Source organism: Psychrobacter sp. NG25, from assembly GCF_015234355.1.
In the GTDB taxonomy this organism is placed as follows: Bacteria; Pseudomonadota; Gammaproteobacteria; order Pseudomonadales; family Moraxellaceae; genus Psychrobacter.
Map to the genome: position 1 here is coordinate 46824 of NZ_JADGMV010000007.1, position 24180 is coordinate 71003.

Sequence of the window (24180 nt, forward strand, 5' to 3'; positions counted from 1 at the left end):
TCATCATCAGCCATACAGACATCCAAGCTAAGGAATCCTAATGAAACCTATTTTAATACCTGCTTTGCTAACCACGACAGTATCTGCTGTATTGCTGGCGGCGTGTAGCCAAACTCAGATAGACTCAGCGGCTACCGATGCCAATGAGCAAACGACAGCATCAGTAAATAGTAGTGCAGATGCCAGCAGCTATACTGGCACCGCTAGCTTAACTCAAGGTGTTGCTCAGACTGACGTGACAAATGCCTATGAATGTGACCGCGGTCGTCAAACCAACATCGGCAGTATCCAGTCAACTGATGGTAAATCGTGGACAGTACCAGCAGCAACCAATTTGCTCAATACAGATTTCCCAGTGGCATCTGACTTAAACAATCCTTGTACAGGCAACGACTATCGCACCGCAAGTGAAGCTTTAGCTCAACTTGACGGTTCGGACATCATTGAAATAGACGCAGATGGTGAAGTGTATACCGCTTATGTCTTTGCAGATAATTACTTTGAGATGTACGTCAATGGCGTAGCCGTCGGGCGTGACAATGTACCGTTTACTCAGTTCAATTCAAACATTGTACGTTTCAAAGCAAAAGCACCGTTTACCGTTGCTATGCATTTGGTGGATTGGGAAGAAAACTTAGGTGTTGGTTCAGAGAGTAATCAAGGCTCAGAGTTTCATGCAGGAGACGGTGGTCTAGTCGCTGTGATCAAAGATAAAGATAACAACATCATCGCCAAGACCGATGAAAACTGGAAAGCACAAACCTTTTATACCGCGCCAATTAGAGACTTGTCCTGTGTTAGTGAGTCAGGTAACGAGCGACTATCTAGTAATTGTGTTACCACAGCTAATGTGCAAGATAGTTCGGCAGATTACGGCCTGCACTGGGAATTGCCTACCAACTGGCAACAAGCAGACTTTGATGACTCTAGTTGGCCGAATGCCACCACCTATAGTAACCAAACCATTGGGGTAGACAACAAATCAGCTTATACCAATTTCATAGATATTTTTGATAATGAAAAAGCAGATGCTGAATTCATTTGGTCAACCAATGTAGTACTCGATAATGAAGTTATCGTACGCTACACAGTAAATGGATCATAAAATCTGGAAAAATATTGGTGTTGTTCCAAACGAGCTGACAACACACATATTTAGGTTGGCGGGAATTATTTTAGAAAAGCTGAGCATCTGTCTCTATAAGTATTTAGGGAGTAATCTACTTGAATGAGATACCAGTAAGCTACCGACTCTTAAACGTTACCGTCTTGGTACTATCGTGTCATTACAACTTGACTGATTCAGTATTACCTTGCTTGCCAAAATATCGTCCTTAGCATTGATCTCATAAAATTCTGATGAAGTGCTTGCCATTACTTACCTATTGACACGAGTAATGCTCAGCTAGAAAAACATATATCAAGCCTGCCTCTAAGGGTATGGTGGAACTGTATTCGAAAGAATAAACATAGCTAAGAGCATATGGCAAATTTCCATAGTTATCTATAATAACTCCAATAAGTGGCAGTGCTCCTTTCTATGATATAGACATTAGCTTTTCTCTTTAAAAAGACCCAAATACGGTACCGAGTATTATTACTAGGACTAAAGCAATTAAAGGAATGACCACAGCAGTAGCAAATATATCTTTATAGGACTCTCTATGAGTCAAACCACAAATAGTTAGCATTGTTATTATTGCCCCATTATGTGGTAATGAATCCAAACCGCCGGAAGCCAAAGAAGCAATACGATGCATTAATTCGGGGTCAATATTATATTGTTCTGCCAATTGCATATAGCTTGCACCCATAATTTCTAACGCTATACCCAAACCACCTGAAGCTGACCCAGTAATACCTGCTAAAACGTTAATCATAATTGCTTCTGATATAAGAGGGTTTCCAGGTGAGATGCCCATAAGAGATTGTTTGATAATAGCGAAACCTGCAAGAGTTGCAATTACGGAACCATAACCTACTTCTGAAGCTGTATTAAAAATAGGCAGTAAAGATCCGGTAGCGCCTTTGTTTAAACTTTCTGCCACACTATCTATTCTTTTGAAACTCGAAGCAATAACAAACACACAAGCTAAAAACAACGATAAAATAATGGCCCAAATGCCAATAACTGAACTTAACGCTACATCACCAAACTTTTCGTCAGCTAAGTAACTGTTGTTCCATAACGGTATTATAATTTTTGAGAAAGCATAGTTGCCTATTATCACAATGAGAATAGGGGATAATGCGAGCCAAAAACTGGGTATGTCGATACCTGAGTGAGGCTCTTTTTCATTTAACGTATGATTTCCATAACCTTCATTATTTGCACTTGCAATACGCGTTTGGCGATTCATCCACAACATACCTCCGCCTAGCATGACTATCGAGGCAATAATACCTAAACCAGGAGCTGCAAATGCATCGGTCTCAAAATAAGGCATCGGTATAACATTATGAATGGCAGGTGAACCTGGCAATGCCGTCATGGTCAAGGTTAGAGCGCCAATACAGATGGATCCAGGTATTAGTCTTTTAGGTATGTTCGTCTGCTTAAATAAGGCGGCAGCAATGGGATATATTGCGAAAGTAACGACAAAGGCTGACACACCTCCATAAGTTAAGATTGAGCATGCTAAGACGACGGCTAACAAAGCATGTTTGTCTCCCAGTTTATCCACTATGTTACGTGCGATGCTATAGGCGTAACCAGAATCTTCCATCAACTTGCCAAAGATAGCACCTAAGATAAATAGTGGGAAATATTTCACAGCAAAGCCGCCAAGTCCCTGCATAAATACTTCAGTATAAATCCCCATTGTTTGACTGCTATCGCCACTTAACACAACGGCTAAAATAGCGAGTAAGGGCGCTAAGACTAATACGCTGACACCTCTATAGGCAAAATATATCAAAAGTGATAAAGACAAAAAAATAGCAAAAATGCTCATAGTTTCAATTTCCTTCCATGGAAAAATATGCTTTAAATTATAATTTGTGAGTCAGGTGATTCTTCTTGTAAACAGAATTTAGTCTACTTATTATTCAATAAGATTTTCTCGAGTTTTCTAGTATTTGCTATTTAGACGATAAGATATCGTGATGAATGACAAATGAATAAAATTACCTTATGTCATAGCGTCAAGGGAGAGGTACTGATATCTAAGCATTTTGCAGATAGAATATTACGATTAGTGCTTAATATATTTACGATATTGAATACAGTTCGACCTGTTCTATCTATCCAAGAGTGTTCAAAGCAATGAATAGCTATAGCTAAGACCTTATAGCGAGAGCTAAGGCTATTTGATTGATCGGTATTAGAAAAGTTTTGGCTTGTAAGAGCGAACTTAGGGAATGATTGTTCATAATAGCTATCCTTAGCATGAACCAAATGTGACTTACACAACTTTTGTAGACGAGGTTAGGTAAGATCATCAAGTCATTATCTGCTACCCACCTACAAATATAAATAAAACGATACATTATGTATCAAGTTAAAATCTAACAGACATGTAAATAAATATCAACTATTAAATCTTAATAGTCATTAGAGGGTCTTAGCGGTTTACTTTGAAAAGTAAGATGACGTTATGCTGAAGAAATGGTAGTGATAAGCTTGGTTAAATAATGATGTGATGATGAGGGTGTTATGACTAATGAGAAGTACAGTTATAGTTCGGAGTTCAAAGTAGAAGCCGTCAAAATAGAGTAGTCAACAATGCCAATTTGAGCGCAACGACTCACCAGATAGGAATAGCGATGTAAATGTTATCTAACTGGTAGACAAATAAAATGATGGAAAGCTTGTCGATAATTGGCATAGAACGGTATCTTCCTAAGACTGTTACCGCTCTTAAAGAAGTAAAGTGTCTCAAACGATAGCTGAAAATGATCTAAGATGACCATGCGATTTTAAAATTGATGAAGCTAATTGCTATCTATCAATAGCAGCAAATAGCTTTAATATTAGCTTGCTCTACAACCTAAAGACAGGTCATATTTTAGAAGTAAGCATACTACGTGTATGAGTATACAATACGTACTCTACATACAACGATATGCGCATAAACTACTGACTAACAAACGTCACCGTATTAGTACCATTAGCAGATGGCTGACTTAGTATGACTTTGCTCGCTAAGATATCGCCTTTAGCATTGATTTTGTAGCATTCGGATGAAGTGCCCATAGGATCAGAGCTCAATAATAAGTTTTTTGAGTTTTCTATACAGAGCCATGCCGTATTATTAGTGTCTCGCGTAAGAGCCCAGTCTTGCTCATACGACCCTATTTTTTTACGCATACTGCTGTCAGCATAGACGGTTTCAGTAATCAGCTTATTTGAGTCGCCGACTGTAGCCATTTTAGGAATGATAGTTGTCTGATTTGATAGTGAGTATTTTCCCGTGCTATCTGTGAAGCCATGAAACACTAATGGATTCAGGGTAAAGTAATTGATAGCGACTGACTGATCAGTAATTCGATTATTCACTTTATTGATAGTATTTACTTCGGTACCTTGCACCGCTTTATTGTTGAATTGAATACTGCCCTTAGGCGTGATTTGAATGTCCGCTGAGGCACTTTGATTGCCTACAATAGCAACCAACTTTTCACTACGTTGTTTGGTATAGATGTTGAGCATCGCAGTCTCAATAGGGTATTGCATGACAATTTTATCAGTATCATTATTTTGATTATTGCCCATCGTTCCATTGTTCATACTACTAGCACAAGCGCTTAACCCGAGCCCTGCTATGATACACAATCCTAGTGTTTTCATGATTTAGTCCTTCAGTTGGTTCAATTCAATACTATAAGTAGCTACTATAATTCAATTTTTGGGTAATGACATCTGCTACGTATGGTAGTCTTCAAATAGGACTTCGGTTTATATTTTTAATCATCTTCGGAAAAAATATCTATTTAGTAGTGCGCCTTACCTAATAGGTCGTTATCGTCATAAATATACAATTTGCTATTGTGCTTAATACTTTCAGGCAGTTTCTGAATGTTATTGCCTTCAATATATAACGTTTTTAAGTGGCATAGATGCCCGATACTCTCAGGTAATTCAGTCAAACTATTATTGGAAAGATCAAGTATCTCCAAATGCTTAAGTTGTCCAATGCTGGTAGGTAATTCGCTGAGCTTATTGTCGCTAAGCACCAGTTTAGTCAAGTTGCCAAGCTGTCCGATACTTTCAGGTAGCTCACTGAGGTTGTTGTTATCAAGATTCAGTATCTCTAAACGATCAAGCTGTCCCATACTAGTAGGTAATTCATTAAGATTGTTATCACTGAGAGTCAGTTGAGTTAGGTTATTAAGCTCACCAAAGCTTTCGGGTAGTGCACTAATTTTATTGCCACTAAACGTCAGTGTCGCCAAGTTGCTAAGCCGACAAATACTCTTAGGCAATGCGCTCAAATGGTTATTAGCAAGAAATAAATAAATTAGGTTATTAAGCTGTCCAATGCTGTTGGGTAAAGAACTGAGATTATTGTCAAAAAGAGAAAGATAAGTTAAATTACGCAGCTGCCCGATGCTCTCAGGTAATTCATTAAGGATATTACTACCAAGCGTCAGTTGAGCTAAGTGACTAAGCTGTCCAATACTTTCAGGTAGTTCTTTGAGATTGTTGCCAGTGAGACCAAGTTGAGCTAAGTGACTAAGCTGTCCAATACTTTCAGGCAGTTCTTTAAGATTATTGCCATTAAGACCAAGTTGAGCTAAGTGGTGAAGTTTTCCAATGCTTTCAGGTAACTCTCTAAGACTATTATAATTAAGTTCAAGCCGATCTAAATTCTTAAGCTGTCCGATACTCTCAGGTAATTCGGTAAAATTTTGAGCTTCCAAAACGATACTTTTTAATGCTAGCAAAGGTTTTTTATCACGAGGTATAGCATCATCATTAATCTCAAAACTATCTGCCCAACGCCAAATTTTCTGTATCCAAATATCATTAAGTGCTAATTGACTAGCTTTATGCTCAGCTATGATTGGGTTGAGATCATCATGGTTTTTACCAAATGCTGTGAGTGCTTGAAGGTTGACTATTACTTGATCGGTATCATTACCATTTTGAGACATCGTATTTCCCAATATTGATAGAGCACGTTAAGGCTTTATTTTGATTAAATCATATCATTTATTGTTAGTGACAAGCTAATTGATATGAATCAACAAAATACGCATTTATTCATTGAATAAGTGTTCTACTGGGGTTTAGGAATAATGCTAAAAATGGTTTAGCTAAAGTATCAGCAGTTTTTATACGGGTTTGACAGTAAGCATCTATTTATGGCTTGTATTACTTCGAAATAAGCAAAAAGAGTGAAAAAATAAAGTAAGTCAAACAAGAATATTTCGGACAGCAAAAGGTAATAAGTATAGACAGAAAGTCCTACTACTAAAGGAAGCAAGGGATATATAAGAAGGTAGAACAAGATAGGAAAGCTGATGCTTGGATTAAGCAGAATAAGATTGGCGGTGAAGGAGGGATTCGAACCCTCGATACGCTATTAACGCATACACACTTTCCAGGCGTGCGGTTTCAGCCACTCACCCACTTCACCGTTTTTTGACTGGCTCAGTATAGCGGATACCATTTAAAATGTCACCACTTACACCTTATCTTTCTTTATTTGCAGACGCCTGCTAGGATAGCGTATACGTAACAATAAGCAAAGACGGTAGAAGACTGAATGATAAGTGTTGGTAGGCTCAAATATAATTTCAAAAACAGCATCATCATGACCATGATGACAGTTGTAGTAAGCATAACCTCAGCGCACGCTGATGATTTTACTCAGTGTAGTGAGTCTTTTTATGGTGGTGTTTACCCCGAATTTACCAATGACAAACTCAGTAGTAAGACGCAAGCGCTATGTATGGATGGTTTTGCCGTCATGTATTCAGGTGTATCGCGTACACCGCTATGGTCAGCAGAACACCTAGATCGCAAGCGCTTACAGCAAGCCAAAGAGATTGATCGTGAAGACAGTTTCCATGAGGAAAGCAAGCTTCCAGACTCAGCACGTGCTTCATTATCAGACTATTCAGGTTCTGGCTATGATCGCGGACATTTAGCACCCAATGCAGATATGGCCAATCGCAGCCAGCAATATGACAGCTTCAGTTTGGCCAATATTGCCCCACAGTCACCCCGCAATAATCGTTATATTTGGCGCAACATTGAATCGGCGACTCGTTATCTGACTCAGCAGTATGGCGAAATCTATACGATTACAGGGGTTTCATTTACGAATAAAAAAACCAAGCAGCTCGCTGACCGTGTGCTCGTACCCAGTCATTTCTTCAAAGCTGTCTATATTCCAGCGACCAATCAAGCAGGGGTATACTACGCACCAAACGATGAGTCAGAGCGTATAGAAGTCATCAGTGTTAATGAGTTGGCTGCCGAAACTGGTATCGACGTCTTACCAATGCTGGACTCTCAAACCAAAAAACAAGCATTTGACTTGCCCTTAAAAGCGGGTGAGAGCTCGGACTTACCTGACGCACCAGCAGAAGAGCCTACTTGGATGCTATTTGTTTGGGCGATTGTTGAGTGGCTATTGGGTCAGCTGCAAGCATAGAGATTTATATGTAAAAATAGGCATATAATTGAAAGTAATGATATTTGGAAATAATATAAGATGTTATTAATAGGATGGATGACCAAATGATTGAACCTTTTGCCAATAACCACCAAAGTATGCAGATAGGTGAGCTTGTAATTGAAAACCAAGAAGACAAAATCATTATTTATGGCGATCTTGATCTGACTTTAGATGCATCTGGATATGAGCAAGCCCAGCAGCTACATGCACTAACCACTAAAATTATCCAAGCTTTTGAAGTTGATGACACCTATAGTAAGAATGAAGGTAAGTCAAAAGAAAAGGATGACCAATTGGGCAAAGATATAGATAATCCTTTTCTATAACTCTTTGATATAGTTTTGTTTTTACAGAAATAATAAAGTGTAAAAAACTACTAGGCAAAGTCCGAAAATTGCTTATAATGAATTAAGACATTGCTTATATCACTCAAAGCTTTGAAGAGGCTGATAAGCAATGGTAGTAATCGGCTTTCAATTAGTATGAGATCGTCAAGCTTGTAAGAAAGTATTCTAGCAACGGATAAGCATGGAATATCAGAAACATAATGTTTCGAGTAATCATTGTATGAAGGGAGTCAATTTATGAAATTATTTACAAAAACCGCTTTAGCAGTTGCAGGTATCAGTCTAGCCACTATGGCATTTGCCGCTGATCCGCTCGCCAATACAACTTGGCAGACATTTGATGAAGGTAAACCAAAAGGCACAGTAAAAATCACTGAGTCAAATGGTGTGCTAACTGGGACACTTATCGCTACTAACTCAGCAACAGGTAAAAAGCACGTTGGTATGAAAGTCATCAAAGGTCTAAAAGCTGACGGTGGTGGTAAATATAGCGGTGGTACGATTACGGATCCTGAGAAGGGTAAAGATTATCGTATGACTGCCAGCCTAAATGGTAGCACCCTAAACCTAAAAGGTTATATCGGTCCATTTTCTCGCAGTCAAACATGGAAAAAGAAGTAATCTAATATAGTTTTTCTTTTATCGATGTTCATTTTGATCAAAAAAATCCCGCTCTACCGAAAGGTACCGCGGGATTTTTAATGCCTATGTTTTAGTATGATTTCAAAGTATTTATCTCATTAACTCGGGATAAGCTCCCATACCACATTCTGCTATATCTGCACCTTCGTACTCATCTTTAGAGAGACGTAGGTCAATAACGGCTTTAATAATTGCCCAAACGATATTGATTTTGATCAAAAAAATCCCGCGTTACCAAAAGGTATCGCGGGATTTTTAATGCTTATAGTTTAGTATGGTTTCAAAGTATTCATCTCACAAACTCTGGATAAGCTTCCATACCACATTCTGCTATATCTGCACCTTCATACTCATCTTCTTCAGAGATACGTAGGCCGATAACTGCTTTAATAATTGCCCAAACGATTAAGCTGGCACCGAATACCCAAACAAAGATAGTAGCTGCTCCAGCAATCTGGCCGACGAACGATGCCGCTGGATTGGTAATTGGTACAATAAGCAGACCAAACAGACCAACTACGCCATGAACTGAGATAGCACCGACTGGATCATCTATTTTTATTTTATCTAATGCTAAGATAGATAGAACAACGATAACGCCAGCGATTACACCAAATAGTGTGGCTTGTAATGCAGATGGAGTAGAGGGTTCTGCTGTGATAGCGACTAGCCCTGCAAGTGCACCATTTAAGAGCATTGTTAAGTCAGCTTTGCCAAAGATGATGCGTGCTATTATTAAAGCACCAATTGCACCGCCTGCTGCTGCTGCATTGGTATTCAAAAAGACCATAGCAACTGAGTTTGCACTGGCGATGTCGCCAAGCTTTAGTACTGAACCGCCGTTAAAGCCAAACCAACCCATCCATAAGATTAGTGTACCAAGTGCTGCTAATGGTAGATTAGCACCTGGAATGGCACGTATCTCGCCATTAGGACCGTACTTACCTTTACGTGCACCTAGCAGTAGTACACCTGCCAATGCAGCTGCAGCACCTGCCATATGGACGATACCAGAACCTGCAAAATCAGAGAAGCCCATGTCACCTAAGTTGAACATGCCAAATACATCATTGCCGCCCCAAGTCCAACTACCTTCTAGTGGATAAATAACACCAGTCATGACGACAGCAAATAATAAGAAAGACCATAGTTTCATACGTTCAGCAACTGCACCTGAAACGATTGACATACAGGTCGCTACAAAGACTACTTGGAAGAAAAAGTCTGAGGCTGCAGAGTAGACGGAGTCGCCACCAAAGCCATTTTCGGCAGAGGCTGCTAATGCGTCTTCTACTAAGGTGTCACCGCCTGCAATTCCGCTTAAAAACAGATCGCCACCATACATAATAGCGTAGCCGCATACCATGTACATGATACTGGCCGTTGCAAATAGCGCGACATTCTTAGTTAAGATTTCGACCGTATTTTTTGATCGGACCAGTCCGGCCTCGAGCATAGTGAAGCCGGCTGCCATCCACATGACCAACGCCCCGCAGATCAAAAAGTAAAACGTATCGAGCGCATACTGGAGCTCAAAGATTTGACTTTCCATTTAAATTCCCCTTGAATTTACAATATAGATATCGGTATGACCGATAGATAAGAATGTTGTAAGAGCCTGTATCTATAAATCTATGCTTATAGATATGGCCTCAAATCTAGATAGCGTCAGGACCAGTTTCACCCGTACGGATACGAATAACTTGCTCAAGAGCAGTGACGAAGATTTTGCCGTCACCAATCTTGCCAGTGCTAGCGATACGAGTGATGGCTTCGATAGCAGGTTCGACCATCTCGTCAATCACAGCCACTTCAACTTTTACCTTAGGTAAAAAGTCCACCACGTATTCTGCGCCGCGATAGAGCTCTGTATGACCTTTTTGACGACCGAAACCTTTAACTTCAGTAACGGTTACACCTTTAACACCGATGTCAGAAAGCGCTTCACGTACATCATCGAGCTTAAACGGTTTTAAGATCGCAGTGATTAGCTTCATAAAATATTCCTTATTTGTGTGATGCTGCAGATTGATAGAGGCATTGTGGTACATCGTATCTCTGCCTTGCTTATCATAAGTTATTCAAGAACTGTGCCAATTTACTCAAGGGGAATAGGTAAAATTGGAACTTTGTGCTCAAAAAACTCACATTCAAGGCAAAGTGTACTGACTATGCTACCACGGTAAGCACTGTCACTATGGGCATAAATAACCTGTATAAACCTTTAGCGTTAAATCAACGAAAACTTTATTATAACCAACTTTTTAGGTGCTTGGGGAGGCTATCCATGTATTTCATGTGATGATTTGCTAAATTGATTTAATGTGTGGAAATGCATTGAGAGCTAGATTGTGGAAAAGTATTAGAGAGCATGTTGATATATAGCAGAGATAGGCGCAGAGCTTGGTATTAGTACTCATACTCTGCATCAAACAAGATAATAATAGACATATAAAGGGCTGTAGGCTAGCTTGAGCCTACGCTTTAGGAAATAGAAGATAAGGCGTTTTAGTACTGCCTAGGAGTTTTTTGGTATCGCTACCTTGTAATAGCGTACGTATACGAGATTGACCAAAGGCACCTGTCATTAGCAGTCCGATATCATTTTCATTCTGATAATAATGTAGAGCAGCTGTGACATCACGGCAGTCTAGTAATGCTTTTTTAGATTTAATACCTGCTTGTTTGAGACGCGCATAAGCTTCACGTAGGGCATCACAGTTTTCTGAGTTTTCTTTGCCGATCATGACAATATGCACAGTTAATGCACGTACAAGCGATGTTTTGCAGAGCCAATTGAGCAATTTATGCGACGTTGGACTGTTATCAAACGCAAATAGCGCAGTCGTAGGGGGCAAAAATGGTGCATGAGTCACCAAAATGGGGCAGTGACTGACTCTAACCAGCTGGCTCAATGTTGCTTTGCAGGTAACATTATGGCCTATAATAATGAGTTGCGCCTTATCATCGACATAATCGATACTCTCATTGAGGTTTTCGTGCCGATGCAAGGTATAAGTTTTCAGCCTTTTACGCTGCTGCTCACAATAGGTTGTGGCTTGATGTAGCAATAGCTTGCCTTGTGATTTCAGCTCACAATTACTCAAGTGCTCTTTGGTTGTGAATTGCTCGAGCAGCATGTTCTCATCATCGATGTTCAAACAGCCAGAATAATTCACCGCCGCTTTTTGTTGTAAGCTCGGTACAGAGTGCAACAGTCCGATAGGCGCTTGTAGGCGAGTAGAGGCCCACATGCTGGCCTCTAACACTGCTTGCACATGATCAGGGCAGTCTAAGCAGGCGATTACGCTATCTGGTTTTAAATTACTCATAAGACCACCACATCATTCTAATGAAAATACAGCTGCTTGGTTTAAGAGTTGGATGGTAATGCTGATACCCAATTCTCTCAACCACTGCAGCTGTGTATTAAACTATTTATTCAATTGTCTATTTAGATGCTATCAAGCAACGCCAGCATTTATCATGCAGACGCAGCTTTACTTAATCCAATAGGCCAATATCTCGGCGATCATGGACAGAGAAGCGATCAATCAGTGTTCGACTTGCATTGTTGAGTCCAACCACTTTGACATCAATACCTTCACGTTGCAAGCGCATGACCAGCTTGTCCAAGGTATCTACGGCACTGACATCCCAGAAGTGTGCTTGGCTAACATCGATTTCAATGCTGTCTAGTGCTTCTTTGGTATCAAAGCTGCCTAGGAATTGTGTGGTAGATGCAAAGAATACTTGTCCTTGCACATAATAATAGCGGGTGTTGCTGCTATCATCATACTCACTAAAGATGGTTAAGAATTGACCAATCTTATTGGCAAATGCTAGGGCAGATAGTAGAACGCCCACGCCCACACCATACGCTAAGTTATGCGTAAATACCGTCGTCAAAACAGTCGCTAGCATGACAATGTTAAATGACATTGGATGCGTTTTAAACTCGCGAATTGACTGCCAATTAAACGTCCCAATAGACACCATAATCATCACAGCGACCAACGCTGCCATTGGAATTTGGCTGACCCATTCACTTAAGAATACAACCATGATAAGTAGGACAACACCTGCCATCAAGGTAGATAGACGCGTGCGTCCGCCAGATTTGACGTTAATCATCGACTGACCAATCATTGCACAGCCTGCCATGCCACCAAAGAAACCTGACACGACGTTGGCAATACCTTGACCACGGCATTCTTTATTTTTATCACTTGGCGTATCAGTCAATTCATCAACGATAGTCGCGGTCATCATGGATTCTAATAAACCAACAATGGCCAACGCGATAGAGTAGGGCGCAATAATCAGTAGGGTTTGGAGATTCAATGGAATGTCAGGCAATAAAAACATTGGCAATGAATCTGGTAAATCACCCATGCTACCGACGTTACGGATATCGAGATTCATATACATCGCGACAGCCGTCAAGCCAACGATACAAATAAGTGGCGAGGGAATTACACGCCCAATCTTAGGGATAAGCGGAAATAGGTAAATAATCGCTAGGCCTGCTGCCGTCATGATATAAACCGTCATGCCAACACGTTCAGTCATGGGGTTAAGCTCAGGAATCTGAGCCGCAAATATCAATATAGCCAGTGCATTGACGAAGCCAATGACCACTGAGCGAGAGACAAAGCGCATCAAATTGCCAAGCTTTAGTAAGCCCATCACAACCTGAATACCGCCACATAATAAGGTAGCGGCCAGTAAATATTGCAGACCATGATCGGCGACTAAATCAACCATCACTAGGGCCATAGCTCCTGTTGCCGCCGAAATCATACCCGGACGGCCACCGACGAAACTAATCACGACAGCGATACAAAATGAGGCATATAAGCCGACTTTTGGGTCAACACCCGCGATAATAGAAAAAGCAATAGCTTCAGGAATCAGTGCCAATGCGACGACCAAACCTGATAAGACGTCGCCGCGAACGTTGGAAAACCACTCGTCACGTAAGTTATCAATAAAAGATGTCATAAGTAAACTGCATAGGGTTAGAGGCAAAAAAGTAATCATTACTCATTAATAAAATGATCGCGTCGCTACAAAAGTAGCTATCCATCTTTCTTTTACCACGACACGCATTGCATCATGTGGTGGCATTGAATTATTAAAGGTCGATAATAAGTATGTCTACTGATTTATGATTGGTATCGCTAATACGCTCACCAATTACTAATACGATGATAAATTCAGTGAGATTACCTAAAAAACATTGTTTAAAATAGGTTGCGTAAAATAGCACCTACAATAATGAATAGAGTCAGTAATGACTTTGTGCGGTAGAGGGTGGTAAATAATCTGTCAAACAAACACAGTCGCTTGATAGAGCATGACCGCAACACCAATCTCTGTTAAAGATAAGTGACAATCACACGCGAATAGCACGTTAACTGTGGCAACATGCTAAACTAAAATGCTTGAGGGAATACCCAACCATTCACAGCTCAGGGCGACTATTATAGCACTAGCCACTTAATATAAAAACAGGCGCATAATAGCATAAAGTCATAAAAAACCAGTACCGAAATCTGAACGATACCGTTATGATGCTTCTCATCTTGAAGGCATTATTTGGACTCTTTATAGATTAGGTCTGCTTGATGCCATTTTGCTCGTAAAATAGAAGGAATATATATGACCACCAACACTGCAACAGATGCCTTACTTCATAAAGGCAGTGGTCTACAAGTCGTGGTTGGCTTGGGGCAATCTGGTCTATCCGTTGCGCACTATCTGGCCAAGCAAGGCTATCAGGTAGCAGTCACTGATGCACAAGAAGCACCTAAATTAGCGGATCAATTACCAGCTGAAGTTGATATTCGTCAGTTCGGTGCAATCGATGCCGAGCTGTTGCAGCAAGCAGCACGTATCATTATAAGCCCTGGTATCTCTTTGGCTACAGAAGCCGTTGCTGCTGCACGCCAAGCTCACATTCCAGTGGTCAGTGATATTCAGCTATTCTGTGAAGCTTGTACGGTGCCGATCGTGGCTATTACAGGCTCTAATGCTAAAAGCACCGTAACCACGTTGGTCGGTCAAATGGCCGCAGATGCTGGTATCAATGTGGGTGTCGGTGGCAACATTGGTGTGCCAGCGCTCATGCTACTTGATAATCCTGAAATGGCATTGGCTGTACTGGAGTTATCTAGTTTTCAGCTAGAGACCGTCACCAATTTGAGTGCGCAGGTAGCGACAGTTCTCAATATGTCACCTGACCATTTAGACCGTCATGGCGATATGTTGGGTTATCATCAAGCCAAGCACCGTGTTTTTCAGGGTGCTAAGTCCATCGTTATTAATCGTGAAGACGCACTGACGCGCCCGTTAGTCGCTGATAATTTAACCAGAGTGAGCACAGGTATTCATGCTCCTGATAAAGGCCAGTATGGTCTTATCGTTGATCCTGAAGGTCAGATTTATCTTGCTCGTGGTACAGAACTGCTACTATCGGCAGACAAACTGTTGATTAAAGGTCGTCATAATCTGCTCAATGCACAGGCAGCGTTGGCATTAGGCGAGCTTGCCGGTTTACCACTTGATAGTATGCTAGACACGTTACAGCACTTCACTGGACTTGAGCATCGCTGTGAATATGTCGCTCATGCTGCCGATATTGATTATTTTAATGATTCCAAAGGTACCAATATTGGCTCAACCATGGCCGCAATTGAAGGGCTAGGTGCGGTCTATGCGCCAAAAGACGGTAAGCTGTTATTAATTCTGGGTGGACAGGGTAAAGGTCAAGCATTTGGCGAACTGACGCCGTTCATCAATCAATATGTCAGTCAAGTGCTATTTGTCGGTGAAGATGCTCAGCTGATTGAGCAACATTTGCGTGCAGCGAAGATTAGTGCTGATGTGGCATTACATCAGTGCCAAACGCTAGAAAAAGCTTTTGCTACGATTCAGCAGGTGACATCAAGTAGCCTATCGCAAGTACAAGCGGTGCTACTGTCTCCTGCTTGTGCCAGTTTTGATCAATATAGTGGCTACGCTGCTCGCGGTGAGCATTTTAGTCAATTGGTCAGCCAGCTAGAATGTGTGCAATGAAACTAGCATAAAGGCTAATTGGCTTGATAACTAATTGTCTTGAGAATAAACAACAATATCGAATAGTAAGATGTTATTTAGTTGGTGTTTATTCGCAGAAAGCATTTTTTGTATAAACGATTGTTTTGCTTATAGATTGCTGCTACTGTCAATCATAACCAGACAAGTGATTTGTTTGGTATTATCTTCTTCATATTTTTTAAACGGTGGCGTTTCATAGACGCCGTGTTTTTCGTTCGTTAGTGTATATAAAATTATGGCGCTCCCTTCTTTTTTTCGTTCCTCATCCCAATCAAAACAAGCCGCTGGCTCTGATGGTATTCTTTCTATGCCGTCAGCACGTGCTGTTTTGATATCGAGCGTCGGCTGTATGCTGGTGCTCAGTTTACTAATGGTCGCTTCTGCGTCTATTCCTTTTGCGCTCAGTCGCGGTATGACAGAGCTATACTTTTTTAATAACCAACTGCTGTATATGACGATTGGTCTGGTTATTGCGGCTATTCCTTATTATAGCGTGTCTTTACGAAGGCTATATAAAACCGAAACCCAGTTTATGCTACTCGGTATTACGGGTGTGCTATTAGTAGCAACATTGTTTAGTACGCCTATTAATGGCTCTAAGCGTTGGTTGAATCTGGGGGTATTTAACTTTCAGGTAGCAGAGCTTGCCAAGCTGGTCATGATTGTCTTTGTGTCTGACTTTGTGGTACGCCGGTCTTTCGAAGTTCGTAATGGCTTGGATGGCTTTTTGCGAATTATGTTGGTAGTGGCATTGATAACCATGCTGTTATTATCGCAGCCAGATTTTGGTTCTTTTGTCGTGATTTTGGGTACTATCTTTGCGATATTTTATATCGCTGGTGCGCCTTATAAGCACTTCTTAGCATTGGCTGCGGCTGCCGTTGGTGGTGCAGTATTGATGGTCACGACAGCGCAGTATCGATTGGTACGTGTGATGTCGTTCATGGATCCGTTTGATGATGTGCAAGACACCGATTACCAGTTAGCACGTAGTTTGATTGCTTTTGGTCGTGGGCAGTTTACGGGTGTTGGCTATGGTGAGAGCGTACAAAAATTATCGCATTTGCCAGAGGCACACACGGATTTTTTACTAGCAATTACGGGTGAAGAGTTAGGTTTTGTTGGGGTCACTATGGTGTTGGTGCTCGAAGCACTGATTATCGGTAGTGCGATGCGTATCAGTTATAACGCGTTAAAACGTCGGCAGATGCGTATGAGCTATACTGCCTTTGGTATTGGCGTGGTGTTTATCGCACAGACGATTATTAATGCAGCCATGAACATGGGCGCGATTCCGACCAAAGGTTTGACCATGCCATTCTTCAGTTATGGTGGCTCATCTATGTTGATTAGCCTAGTGATGGTCGCGCTATTGCTGAAAATTTATAAAGAAAGCCCTGAGATCGAAAAAAGCCAGTGTCGTTATTATTAGCAGTTTATTATTATGCATAATGTTTAATAACATGCTGTTCAATAACATGGTACTTAGTAACTAGTATCTGGTTTCCTTTAAAAAAGCGTCGCTGATGAGTGGCGCTTTTTGTTACCTCTTGTTTGAGTGTCATTTCTTATAAGTTAGGCAGGTTTAATTGTTGTTGGTTCTGTAGAGGCGTGTTATCCCATTGCGCAATGGCTTGCTTAAGCATATTTTCAGGGGTATCTCTGTCCACAACTGGTTGTTGTAATAGTTTCAGTGCATGAGCGATTAACTGACTTGGATTGCGTGTATCGATGGGCTGTGCGAGGTTTTGTTTGGAGAGTTTTTGCCCATCTGGATTGCATATCAGTGGCAAGTGATACCAATGATCGATAGCGGGTAAGTGAGCAGCATTCATGATGCTGATTTGCGCTGTGGTCATGGGTAATATGTCCAAGCCACGCATGATGTGAGTAACCTGTTGCAGACCATCATCGAGACTCGCAGCCAAAATATAATTGATCATGCCATCTTGGCGACGAGCCACCATATCGCCTAAGGTTTGTTGCGGGTTATCCCATTGCATTCCTTGGATGCCGTCATTAAAGCCAATCCTATAATCTGGTAACTGGATGCGTAGTTTGTGCTGCTGTCTATCAAGATCAGCGGTGACACAGCAGCGAGGATAACGCTTTCTATTTGGCTGGTTTTCATTATGAGTATGGCTCTGTTCTTCTTGTGACCAATACTGTTCTAAGTCTTTACGTGAGCATTGGCAGCCATAAGTGAGTGAGTGCAAGGCAGAGTTTAAGTAATCATTATAGATATCAATACGCTCAGATTGGTAAATCACATCGCCATCCCAGTGTAGACCAAGCGCTTCTAAATCAATCAAAATTTGCTCAGTGAACTGCTGATCGCAGCGTTCAGTATCGGTATCTTCAATGCGCAATAGCCATTGACCGCCCAGTGATTTGATATGGCAGAAGCTGGCAAGTGCTGTCGTTAAAGAGCCAAGGTGCAGCTCACCAGTAGGTGAAGGTGCAAACCGGCCGATAGGCTGAGGTGGTAGAGGTTGAATGGGCATAGGATTCTTGATCGTTTTTAAAATAAGTGATTATCGATGATAGCGTTATTCAGATAGAATAATAAAGTTGGGTCCAAAAAGATATTTATTAAATGAGATAATTTGTTAGAGGTGTTACTTCTAAAAAATAAAATTGGTTTTTTAACACTTATCGTTAGGGACTGTTATCGTTAGGAGCTATAGTGATAGATTGACTACAAGTCATTGAACAAAAAAGCGATAGCCTAAAACGCAACGAGCGACCAATAATATGGTCGCTCGTACTTAAATATGGTCTTCTTATACTTGATTGAAGCTATCTCATCTAAGCGCCTTGATTCTGACGTTCTTTGATTTCAGATAATGTTTTACAGTCGATACACTGAGTCGCTGTTGGGCGTGCTTCGAGACGACGCAGACCGATCTCTACACCGCAAGTTTCACAAAAGCCATAGTCATCATTTTCGATTTCTGACATAGATTTATCAATTTTGCGAATGAGTTTGCGTTCACGGTCACGCGTACGCAAAGCTAGCGCAAACTCTTCTTCTTGGGTCGCGCGATCATTGATATCTGGCATGGCACTTGACTCGTCTTGGATATAAGTCTTGGTACGATCTGCTTCGCCAATCAGTTGGTTTTTCCAGTTCAATAAAATCGCTTTAAAATGCTCTAGCTGAGCATCAGACATATATTCTTCGTCTTTGGCTGGCACATAAGGAGTAAACTTCACTTCACTCGGATTCGTGGTCACGGTGCTCATATGGGTATCCTACTTTTTCAAATTAATTCAATAAAACGACGTATCAACAGATAAGACGTTATTAATTTTACGAACGCTATAATGCTTTCCATTTATAAAACGTTTTACCACTTGGTAACACAAGTAACACAGCTGATCTAATAATATAGCTATCTTGCTAGGCTGACATCAGCATAGCGATGGTCAAATATATGGTTACGCTTATCTCTATTTAAACAGTCTTGTCTAAAAAACACTGCAAACCAATAATGATTAAAATATCAATTGAGGTCTACTCAGCCATCCTAGCCGTTATGATAGTACCTAATGGCAGATGTTAGGCGGACTTCATTTTATAAGTTGTATCATTGTTTCTAATAATAATGAAGTTATTTTTTACACTGGAGGCTATTTTACTTTGCTAGCCACATTATATTAACCCGAGGAGTTTAAGCTAAATGCCTAATATATAAGGGTTAAAGTTATTTTCATGCCAATATTTATGGCCATCAAGTATCCAGTCTTTCAATCCAGCTTGCAACCGTTCCATTGTTGGCTAATTGCAACCAACGGTAACCAGGTCGAGCGTCTTCATCATAAGCAAAGTCATCTTCGTTGGGCATGAACTGATAGCAGGTAGAGGGTGTGGTGTAGACAGAAACGCCCTGACGATAGCGGACTTGGTCTTGGTGAATATGTCCACTAATGATTACTTTTAGATGCTCAAAAGCTCTCATATGCTGCCAAAAATCTTCGCTATTTCCTACCATGTGAGCATCAATCCAGGCAGAGCCTACCGGTATAACATGATGGTGTAGGGCGAGTAGCGTAGGTTTATCACAGGCATCGAGTCTCTCACATAGCCAGTCCATATCGGCAGGTTTTATTTCGCCTGTGACTTCACCACTAATAGATGAGTCTAATAGCAGTAGCTGCCAATGCTCAGTTTCAATAATATGTTGGTTCAATAAACGAGGATCAGCAGGCTGAGCAACCAATGTGCGCTGCAAAAATGGTAAATGGCAGCCAACTTCGTCAGTCACGTCATGATTGCCAGCAATACAAGCAAAAGGAATTTTGGTCGCTTGTAATACCTTAAAGATATGGTCATAAATCGTAGGTATGATTTTATTGACCAAGTCACCTGTCACGAGAATGAGATCACAGCGAATATCTTCATTTAGTGCTTGTTGAAGCACTTTCTCAAAGCTATGTTGATAAATGACGGCCTCATCACTGTCGATATTATCGTTATCCGTAATAAAAGTGCTAGGTGTCAATAAGTGTAAATCGGTGACTTGTAAGATATTAACTTGCTCATCTGGCGTACTGATTCTACTGATAGTATTGCTTGGCATTGGGTCAGTCCCTTATTAAAACAGAGCAATTGACGCTGTCAACATGACCATAAGTAAACGAGTCACTATTATCTGTTTTCACTACTTTTTTCCATCATATACGATATTTAGTCCAAGTTAATACACTATATTTTCAATAGCTATTATAGGCAGTTTTCTATTATTAATGATACTGATAGTGATGAGGAAAGTTTATAACACAAAGTAAAACAAAGCTCTAGCAGTATTAATCAAATAAAGTTGAATTAAATCATGATCTACAATAGATTGTCAGCCATTAGTGGCGAGCTGACCAAAACTTTGCGGTGATTAATTTTGAGCAAATAAGTGCGACAAAAAACAGAATGGCTAATATTAATACAATAGAGAGACCTGTCTGAATATCTAGCCAAATGCTGCCCCAAACTCCTAAAGTAACACCTAACTGCGCGATAACTAAAGATATAATGACCATTTGTTTTGGTGATGACACCCATAAGCGTGCGGTTAGTGCTGGTAATACCAACAAACCACTGATGAGTAAGCTGCCGACCGCTTGTAGCGCAACAGCGCAGAACCCTGCCAATATTCCCATAAAGAACAATCGCTGGCGTGTTGGATTGATACCTTGGATACGTGCCAATGCTTCATGAGTAGCAAGCTTGATTTGCGCCGGCCATATATAGCGTAGTAAGCCCAAACCCACTAGTACGCTACCCGCAAGTAGAGGTAAATCAGCCCAATCTAGCTCCAATAAATTACCAAATAAAAATCCTAGTACATTGGCTTGCTGATCTGTCAGCTGGGTTAAGGTCAATAATCCTAAACATAATAATGACACTGCAACGACAGCTAGTACGGCATCAGCAGGTAGACGCTCATCGTCAATCAGTACCAGTCCTAACACTACCGCGATACTGACTAACAAAACACCAATACCCATCGGCAGTTGCCACCAAGCGGCTAAGGCGACACCAAGTAAAGTGCCATGTGCTAGAGCATCGGCAAAGAATGCCATACGGCGCCACAATACTAAACAACCCAAAGGCGCTGATAGTAGTGCTAAAATACTGCCAGCGATCCAAGCAGGAGCGATAATGGCTAACCAAGTGGTCATAATAAATATCCGTAAAATTTTTATAAAGGCTCAAAACAGTATCAGTAAGTGTCAAAAGCACTTTACTGAACATAGCTGTGCCATATTTGGTTTTGAGGGTTATTGTTCGATATCATTCGGTGCGTGATGCTGGCAAGCATGTGGCTGATGTACATATGGCTGCTCATAATAATGACCGAATAACTTTTTAAATTCGGTGCTAATAGCAATTTCACTTGGTTGCCCCTCGCAGCAAATATGTTTATTGAGGCAAATAACGCGTCGACTACCTCTCATTACCCAGTGCAGATCATGCGATATCACTAGCATGGCACAACGCAAGAAATCTGGTAGCTTATCAATGAACTGATAGAGCCAGACCTCGGTATCAGGATCAAGCCCTTGCATGGGCTCATCTAAAATCAATAAATTGGGTTTATCTAGCAAGGCACGTGCTAATAATACCCGCTGTGTCTCACCACCTGACAGATGCAGCATTTGCCGTGATAGCAAGTGCGTCAATGATAAATTATCAAATATGAACTGGCGCTGCTCAGCGGTTAGACGTTTTTTATTTGCTTGACCCAGTAGATCACTGACTCGCAATGGCAATATTGGTGGGATCGTAAATCGCTGTGGCACATAGCCAAGTTGCAATGGTTGGTGTGCGATTAGACTACCCTTGGTCGGCTCAATCAAACCTAAGATGAGTTTGACAAGCGTTGATTTTCCAGCACCGTTAGGTCCGACGAGGCTAACCGTTTCATTGACAGAAATATCAATATCGATATTCGAGAGCAGGCGTTGCTGCCCAATATAGTAGCTGATATTGCGTAGGCTCAGCAGCTGGCTAGCATCGTCCGCAGTATTGCCATCAGCAATAGGTAGGACAGGCTGATTAGATGGTAAGGTAGACAGGCTCATAATATGACAACGAATGGATAAGTAAAGGATAAAAATAATCAGAATATTGCTATTAAAAACCAATAAAAAGTATTAAAAATAATGAAAACAAGACTGATAGGTTATTGGCAAGCTTGGCACCGACCTCTAAGCTCGATGACACTATGCTCCACGACAAACCCAACATCTTGCTCAGCAAAGCTCATCATTTCTTGTACTGGCAAGCTGCTGCATTCTTGTACTCGCTGGCACTGACCACAGATCAAAAAAGCCGCCGTATGCTGTGCTCTCGGGTGACAACAAGGAACATAAGCGTTAATAGACGTTAGTTGATGAATCAAACCTTCGCTCAATAAAAATTCCAAACTGCGATAAACCGTTGGTGGAGCGACGTTCTTTTTAGTTTGTCTTTTGCCAAGATGCTCTTTTGTCTCGTCACTATTGCTAGCATCTGACAGGCGCATGCTTTGTAATTGAGCAATTAAATCATAAGCACCAATAGGCTTATTGGCTTCTAATATCAACTGATATATTTGCTGACGCAAAGCCGTAAAGCGTGAACCATTTAAGCGACATTGCTCTTTTGCTGCTGCCAGACGTTCTAGTACGTCATGCGGCGTAAAGTCTTGCGCATCATGTAAGTGTTCACAAACTGATGAGTGGGTAGACATGGTGCGGACTCCTAAAAATAAAATGGCTGTTTTATTATATTTTTTATTGTTATAGTATAACATAATAAAATGAAAAGCAGATAAGCTGTCTTCAGTTATCTACTGTATCGTCACTCTTCATTAAACATGATATCTCAACACTATCAATTATATATCAAACAATCATATACCAAAGACACCTACTATGAACTCAGCTTTCAATCAGTTACTACGTCCAATTATCAAAATGAAACGTCTGCTAGTTTCTGGAGCAATACTAGGATTTTTAACGCTAAATGCTCAAGCAGCAACCGTTAGTGTGAGCAACTACCCGATGTTTTTACTCAGTGAAGCGGTGACTGAAGGAACACCATCAGCTAATAGGATTCTACAGCCAGGTGATGTAGGGCATCATGGAAGCGTCAGTCCAAGCGATATAAAAGCGATTAAAGACAGCAAGTTCGTCGTTTGGTTTGGACCTTCATTAGAAAACAGCCTAACTGGCAGTTTACAGACAGCACCTAATGCCATTGCTATGTTTGACTTCAAAGCTTTCAACCGTTATCCGCTTCGTGACGTGAAAGGCGAGCCGATTGCAGGCACACTTGATCCGCATATTTGGCTAGATCCTGAAAACGCCAAAGCCATTACCCGTGCATTGGCAGTGATACATAGTCGCGCTAATCCAGAGTACGCAAATACCTATCAAGCCAACGTTAAAAAGTTTGCTGCACGTATGGATAAAGCCGTAAACACTGTACAACAAGCGTCACAGAAAAGCCGTCCTTACTGGGCTTATCATGATGCCTACCAATATATTGAAAAAGCTGCTCATGTAAAGTTAGCAGGTAGTTTAAGCCCAGACCACCATATCTCTCCGAAAGCCAGTCAATTGCGTTGGTTGAATGAGAACCGTCCTGTTAAGCAAATGTGTATGGTTAATCAAGGCGCAGTTTCTAAGGGACTACTTGCTAAATTGCAACCAATCAGTACCACTGCTCAAATCGAAGACATGAGCGACAGTCAAGATTTTGTAAAAGGGTGGACCAATATGGCACAGCAAATTAACAATTGTGTGGATGGTAAGTAGGAATAAAACAAAGTATTTATCAAATAAATGTTACCATGCCTCAAACTAAGTGCTTTCAAATTAAGTGCGGCCTAGTTTGAGTCGTGTTTTGATGCTAAATAGTTGACAAATTTCATATTATGCTTGCTTAAAACTCACATGCTCCTTATAATAAGTGGCGT

General features: G+C 40.9%; 20 protein-coding genes and 1 tRNA gene. 7 read left to right on the plus strand and 14 right to left on the minus strand.

The window, feature by feature from the left end:
• Nucleotides 1-40 precede the first annotated feature (40 nt).
• Nucleotides 41-1105 (plus strand): hypothetical protein, encoded by a 1065-nt coding sequence (locus tag IPZ60_RS11310; protein WP_194197896.1) that lies wholly within the window; start codon nucleotides 41-43, stop codon nucleotides 1103-1105.
• A 460-nt stretch (nucleotides 1106-1565) separates the two neighbouring features.
• Here IPZ60_RS11310 and IPZ60_RS11315 read toward each other — a convergent pair whose 3' ends face one another.
• The 4 genes from IPZ60_RS11315 to IPZ60_RS11330 all read right to left on the minus strand — a co-directional run bounded on the left by IPZ60_RS11315 (nucleotide 1566) and on the right by IPZ60_RS11330 (nucleotide 6581).
• The gene (locus IPZ60_RS11315) at nucleotides 1566-2954 is read right to left on the minus strand and encodes a GntP family permease (protein ID WP_194197897.1); all 1389 of its coding nucleotides are present in this window, start codon (nucleotides 2952-2954) and stop codon (nucleotides 1566-1568) included.
• A gap of 1121 nt (nucleotides 2955-4075) precedes the next feature.
• A complete protein-coding gene (locus tag IPZ60_RS11320; RefSeq protein ID WP_194197898.1) occupies nucleotides 4076-4789 on the minus strand; it encodes a hypothetical protein in 714 nt (237 codons plus the stop codon).
• A gap of 143 nt (nucleotides 4790-4932) precedes the next feature.
• Nucleotides 4933-6096, minus strand: a complete 1164-nt coding sequence (locus IPZ60_RS11325) for a leucine-rich repeat domain-containing protein (protein ID WP_194197899.1) — start codon at nucleotides 6094-6096, stop codon at nucleotides 4933-4935.
• Nucleotides 6097-6490: 394 nt separating this feature from the next.
• Nucleotides 6491-6581 (minus strand) — tRNA-Ser (locus tag IPZ60_RS11330).
• A gap of 177 nt (nucleotides 6582-6758) precedes the next feature.
• On the opposite strand from IPZ60_RS11330, the gene IPZ60_RS11335 reads away from it, so the two are divergent.
• The 3 genes from IPZ60_RS11335 to IPZ60_RS11345 all read left to right on the plus strand — a co-directional run bounded on the left by IPZ60_RS11335 (nucleotide 6759) and on the right by IPZ60_RS11345 (nucleotide 8596).
• Nucleotides 6759-7604, plus strand: a complete 846-nt coding sequence (locus tag IPZ60_RS11335; RefSeq protein ID WP_194197900.1) for a DNA/RNA non-specific endonuclease — start codon at nucleotides 6759-6761, stop codon at nucleotides 7602-7604.
• Nucleotides 7605-7690: 86 nt separating this feature from the next.
• On the plus strand, nucleotides 7691-7954 hold the full coding sequence (locus IPZ60_RS11340; protein WP_194197901.1) for a hypothetical protein: 264 nt from the start codon (nucleotides 7691-7693) through the stop codon (nucleotides 7952-7954).
• A gap of 258 nt (nucleotides 7955-8212) precedes the next feature.
• Nucleotides 8213-8596 (plus strand): DUF2147 domain-containing protein, encoded by a 384-nt coding sequence (locus IPZ60_RS11345; protein ID WP_110923646.1) that lies wholly within the window; start codon nucleotides 8213-8215, stop codon nucleotides 8594-8596.
• Nucleotides 8597-8906: 310 nt separating this feature from the next.
• Here IPZ60_RS11345 and IPZ60_RS11350 read toward each other — a convergent pair whose 3' ends face one another.
• The 4 genes from IPZ60_RS11350 to IPZ60_RS11365 all read right to left on the minus strand — a co-directional run bounded on the left by IPZ60_RS11350 (nucleotide 8907) and on the right by IPZ60_RS11365 (nucleotide 13621).
• Nucleotides 8907-10169 carry an ammonium transporter gene (locus IPZ60_RS11350; protein ID WP_194197902.1) on the minus strand — a complete coding sequence of 421 codons (1263 nt, stop codon included), beginning with the start codon at nucleotides 10167-10169 and terminating at the stop codon, nucleotides 8907-8909.
• A gap of 106 nt (nucleotides 10170-10275) precedes the next feature.
• The gene (locus IPZ60_RS11355) at nucleotides 10276-10614 is read right to left on the minus strand and encodes a P-II family nitrogen regulator (protein WP_010197981.1); all 339 of its coding nucleotides are present in this window, start codon (nucleotides 10612-10614) and stop codon (nucleotides 10276-10278) included.
• Between the two features lie 480 nt (nucleotides 10615-11094).
• Nucleotides 11095-11949 (minus strand): universal stress protein, encoded by an 855-nt coding sequence (locus tag IPZ60_RS11360; protein WP_194197903.1) that lies wholly within the window; start codon nucleotides 11947-11949, stop codon nucleotides 11095-11097.
• Nucleotides 11950-12121: 172 nt separating this feature from the next.
• Entirely contained in the window at nucleotides 12122-13621 is a 1500-nt protein-coding gene (locus IPZ60_RS11365; RefSeq protein WP_194197904.1) for a SulP family inorganic anion transporter, read from the minus strand.
• A gap of 660 nt (nucleotides 13622-14281) precedes the next feature.
• Here IPZ60_RS11365 and murD point away from each other — a divergent pair.
• Both murD and ftsW read left to right on the plus strand, forming a co-directional pair.
• A complete protein-coding gene (murD, locus tag IPZ60_RS11370) occupies nucleotides 14282-15697 on the plus strand; it encodes a UDP-N-acetylmuramoyl-L-alanine--D-glutamate ligase (protein WP_194197905.1) in 1416 nt (471 codons plus the stop codon).
• Between the two features lie 256 nt (nucleotides 15698-15953).
• The gene (gene ftsW / locus IPZ60_RS11375; protein ID WP_194197906.1) at nucleotides 15954-17150 is read left to right on the plus strand and encodes a putative lipid II flippase FtsW; all 1197 of its coding nucleotides are present in this window, start codon (nucleotides 15954-15956) and stop codon (nucleotides 17148-17150) included.
• A gap of 136 nt (nucleotides 17151-17286) precedes the next feature.
• On the opposite strand, the gene gluQRS is transcribed toward ftsW, so the two are convergent.
• The 6 genes from gluQRS to IPZ60_RS11405 all read right to left on the minus strand — a co-directional run bounded on the left by gluQRS (nucleotide 17287) and on the right by IPZ60_RS11405 (nucleotide 22950).
• Entirely contained in the window at nucleotides 17287-18222 is a 936-nt protein-coding gene (gluQRS, locus tag IPZ60_RS11380) for a tRNA glutamyl-Q(34) synthetase GluQRS (RefSeq protein WP_194197907.1), read from the minus strand.
• Between the two features lie 304 nt (nucleotides 18223-18526).
• Nucleotides 18527-18964 (minus strand): RNA polymerase-binding protein DksA, encoded by a 438-nt coding sequence (gene dksA / locus IPZ60_RS11385; RefSeq protein WP_194197908.1) that lies wholly within the window; start codon nucleotides 18962-18964, stop codon nucleotides 18527-18529.
• Between the two features lie 488 nt (nucleotides 18965-19452).
• The gene (locus IPZ60_RS11390) at nucleotides 19453-20301 is read right to left on the minus strand and encodes a metallophosphoesterase (protein ID WP_194197909.1); all 849 of its coding nucleotides are present in this window, start codon (nucleotides 20299-20301) and stop codon (nucleotides 19453-19455) included.
• Between the two features lie 277 nt (nucleotides 20302-20578).
• Nucleotides 20579-21397 carry a metal ABC transporter permease gene (locus IPZ60_RS11395; protein WP_194197910.1) on the minus strand — a complete coding sequence of 273 codons (819 nt, stop codon included), beginning with the start codon at nucleotides 21395-21397 and terminating at the stop codon, nucleotides 20579-20581.
• Between the two features lie 99 nt (nucleotides 21398-21496).
• A complete protein-coding gene (locus IPZ60_RS11400) occupies nucleotides 21497-22300 on the minus strand; it encodes a metal ABC transporter ATP-binding protein (protein ID WP_194197911.1) in 804 nt (267 codons plus the stop codon).
• A gap of 101 nt (nucleotides 22301-22401) precedes the next feature.
• On the minus strand, nucleotides 22402-22950 hold the full coding sequence (locus IPZ60_RS11405) for a transcriptional repressor (RefSeq protein WP_194197912.1): 549 nt from the start codon (nucleotides 22948-22950) through the stop codon (nucleotides 22402-22404).
• Nucleotides 22951-23134: 184 nt separating this feature from the next.
• Here IPZ60_RS11405 and IPZ60_RS11410 point away from each other — a divergent pair, with 184 nt between their 5' ends.
• On the plus strand, nucleotides 23135-24019 hold the full coding sequence (locus IPZ60_RS11410; protein WP_194197913.1) for a metal ABC transporter solute-binding protein, Zn/Mn family: 885 nt from the start codon (nucleotides 23135-23137) through the stop codon (nucleotides 24017-24019).
• The last annotated feature ends 161 nt before the right edge of the window (nucleotides 24020-24180 follow it).

Bases quoted from the DNA above. Each gene is read 5' to 3' on its own strand.
- IPZ60_RS11365 (WP_194197904.1), bottom strand. From the start codon at position 13,621: ATGACATCTTTTATTGATAACTTACGTGACGAGTGGTTTTCCAACGTT.
- IPZ60_RS11350 (WP_194197902.1), bottom strand. From the start codon at position 10,169: ATGGAAAGTCAAATCTTTGAGCTCCAGTATGCGCTCGATACGTTTTAC.
- IPZ60_RS11405 (WP_194197912.1), bottom strand. From the start codon at position 22,950: ATGTCTACCCACTCATCAGTTTGTGAACACTTACATGATGCGCAAGAC.
- IPZ60_RS11335 (WP_194197900.1), top strand. From the start codon at position 6,759: ATGACCATGATGACAGTTGTAGTAAGCATAACCTCAGCGCACGCTGAT.
- IPZ60_RS11410 (WP_194197913.1), top strand. From the start codon at position 23,135: ATGAACTCAGCTTTCAATCAGTTACTACGTCCAATTATCAAAATGAAA.
- IPZ60_RS11310 (WP_194197896.1), top strand. From the start codon at position 41: ATGAAACCTATTTTAATACCTGCTTTGCTAACCACGACAGTATCTGCT.
- IPZ60_RS11400 (WP_194197911.1), bottom strand. From the start codon at position 22,300: ATGAGCCTGTCTACCTTACCATCTAATCAGCCTGTCCTACCTATTGCT.
- dksA (WP_194197908.1), bottom strand. From the start codon at position 18,964: ATGAGCACCGTGACCACGAATCCGAGTGAAGTGAAGTTTACTCCTTAT.
- IPZ60_RS11325 (WP_194197899.1), bottom strand. From the start codon at position 6,096: ATGTCTCAAAATGGTAATGATACCGATCAAGTAATAGTCAACCTTCAA.
- IPZ60_RS11360 (WP_194197903.1), bottom strand. From the start codon at position 11,949: ATGAGTAATTTAAAACCAGATAGCGTAATCGCCTGCTTAGACTGCCCT.
- IPZ60_RS11355 (WP_010197981.1), bottom strand. From the start codon at position 10,614: ATGAAGCTAATCACTGCGATCTTAAAACCGTTTAAGCTCGATGATGTA.
- murD (WP_194197905.1), top strand. From the start codon at position 14,282: ATGACCACCAACACTGCAACAGATGCCTTACTTCATAAAGGCAGTGGT.
- ftsW (WP_194197906.1), top strand. From the start codon at position 15,954: ATGGCGCTCCCTTCTTTTTTTCGTTCCTCATCCCAATCAAAACAAGCC.
- IPZ60_RS11320 (WP_194197898.1), bottom strand. From the start codon at position 4,789: ATGAAAACACTAGGATTGTGTATCATAGCAGGGCTCGGGTTAAGCGCT.
- IPZ60_RS11395 (WP_194197910.1), bottom strand. From the start codon at position 21,397: ATGACCACTTGGTTAGCCATTATCGCTCCTGCTTGGATCGCTGGCAGT.
- IPZ60_RS11390 (WP_194197909.1), bottom strand. From the start codon at position 20,301: ATGCCAAGCAATACTATCAGTAGAATCAGTACGCCAGATGAGCAAGTT.
- IPZ60_RS11345 (WP_110923646.1), top strand. From the start codon at position 8,213: ATGAAATTATTTACAAAAACCGCTTTAGCAGTTGCAGGTATCAGTCTA.
- IPZ60_RS11315 (WP_194197897.1), bottom strand. From the start codon at position 2,954: ATGAGCATTTTTGCTATTTTTTTGTCTTTATCACTTTTGATATATTTT.
- gluQRS (WP_194197907.1), bottom strand. From the start codon at position 18,222: ATGCCCATTCAACCTCTACCACCTCAGCCTATCGGCCGGTTTGCACCT.
- IPZ60_RS11340 (WP_194197901.1), top strand. From the start codon at position 7,691: ATGATTGAACCTTTTGCCAATAACCACCAAAGTATGCAGATAGGTGAG.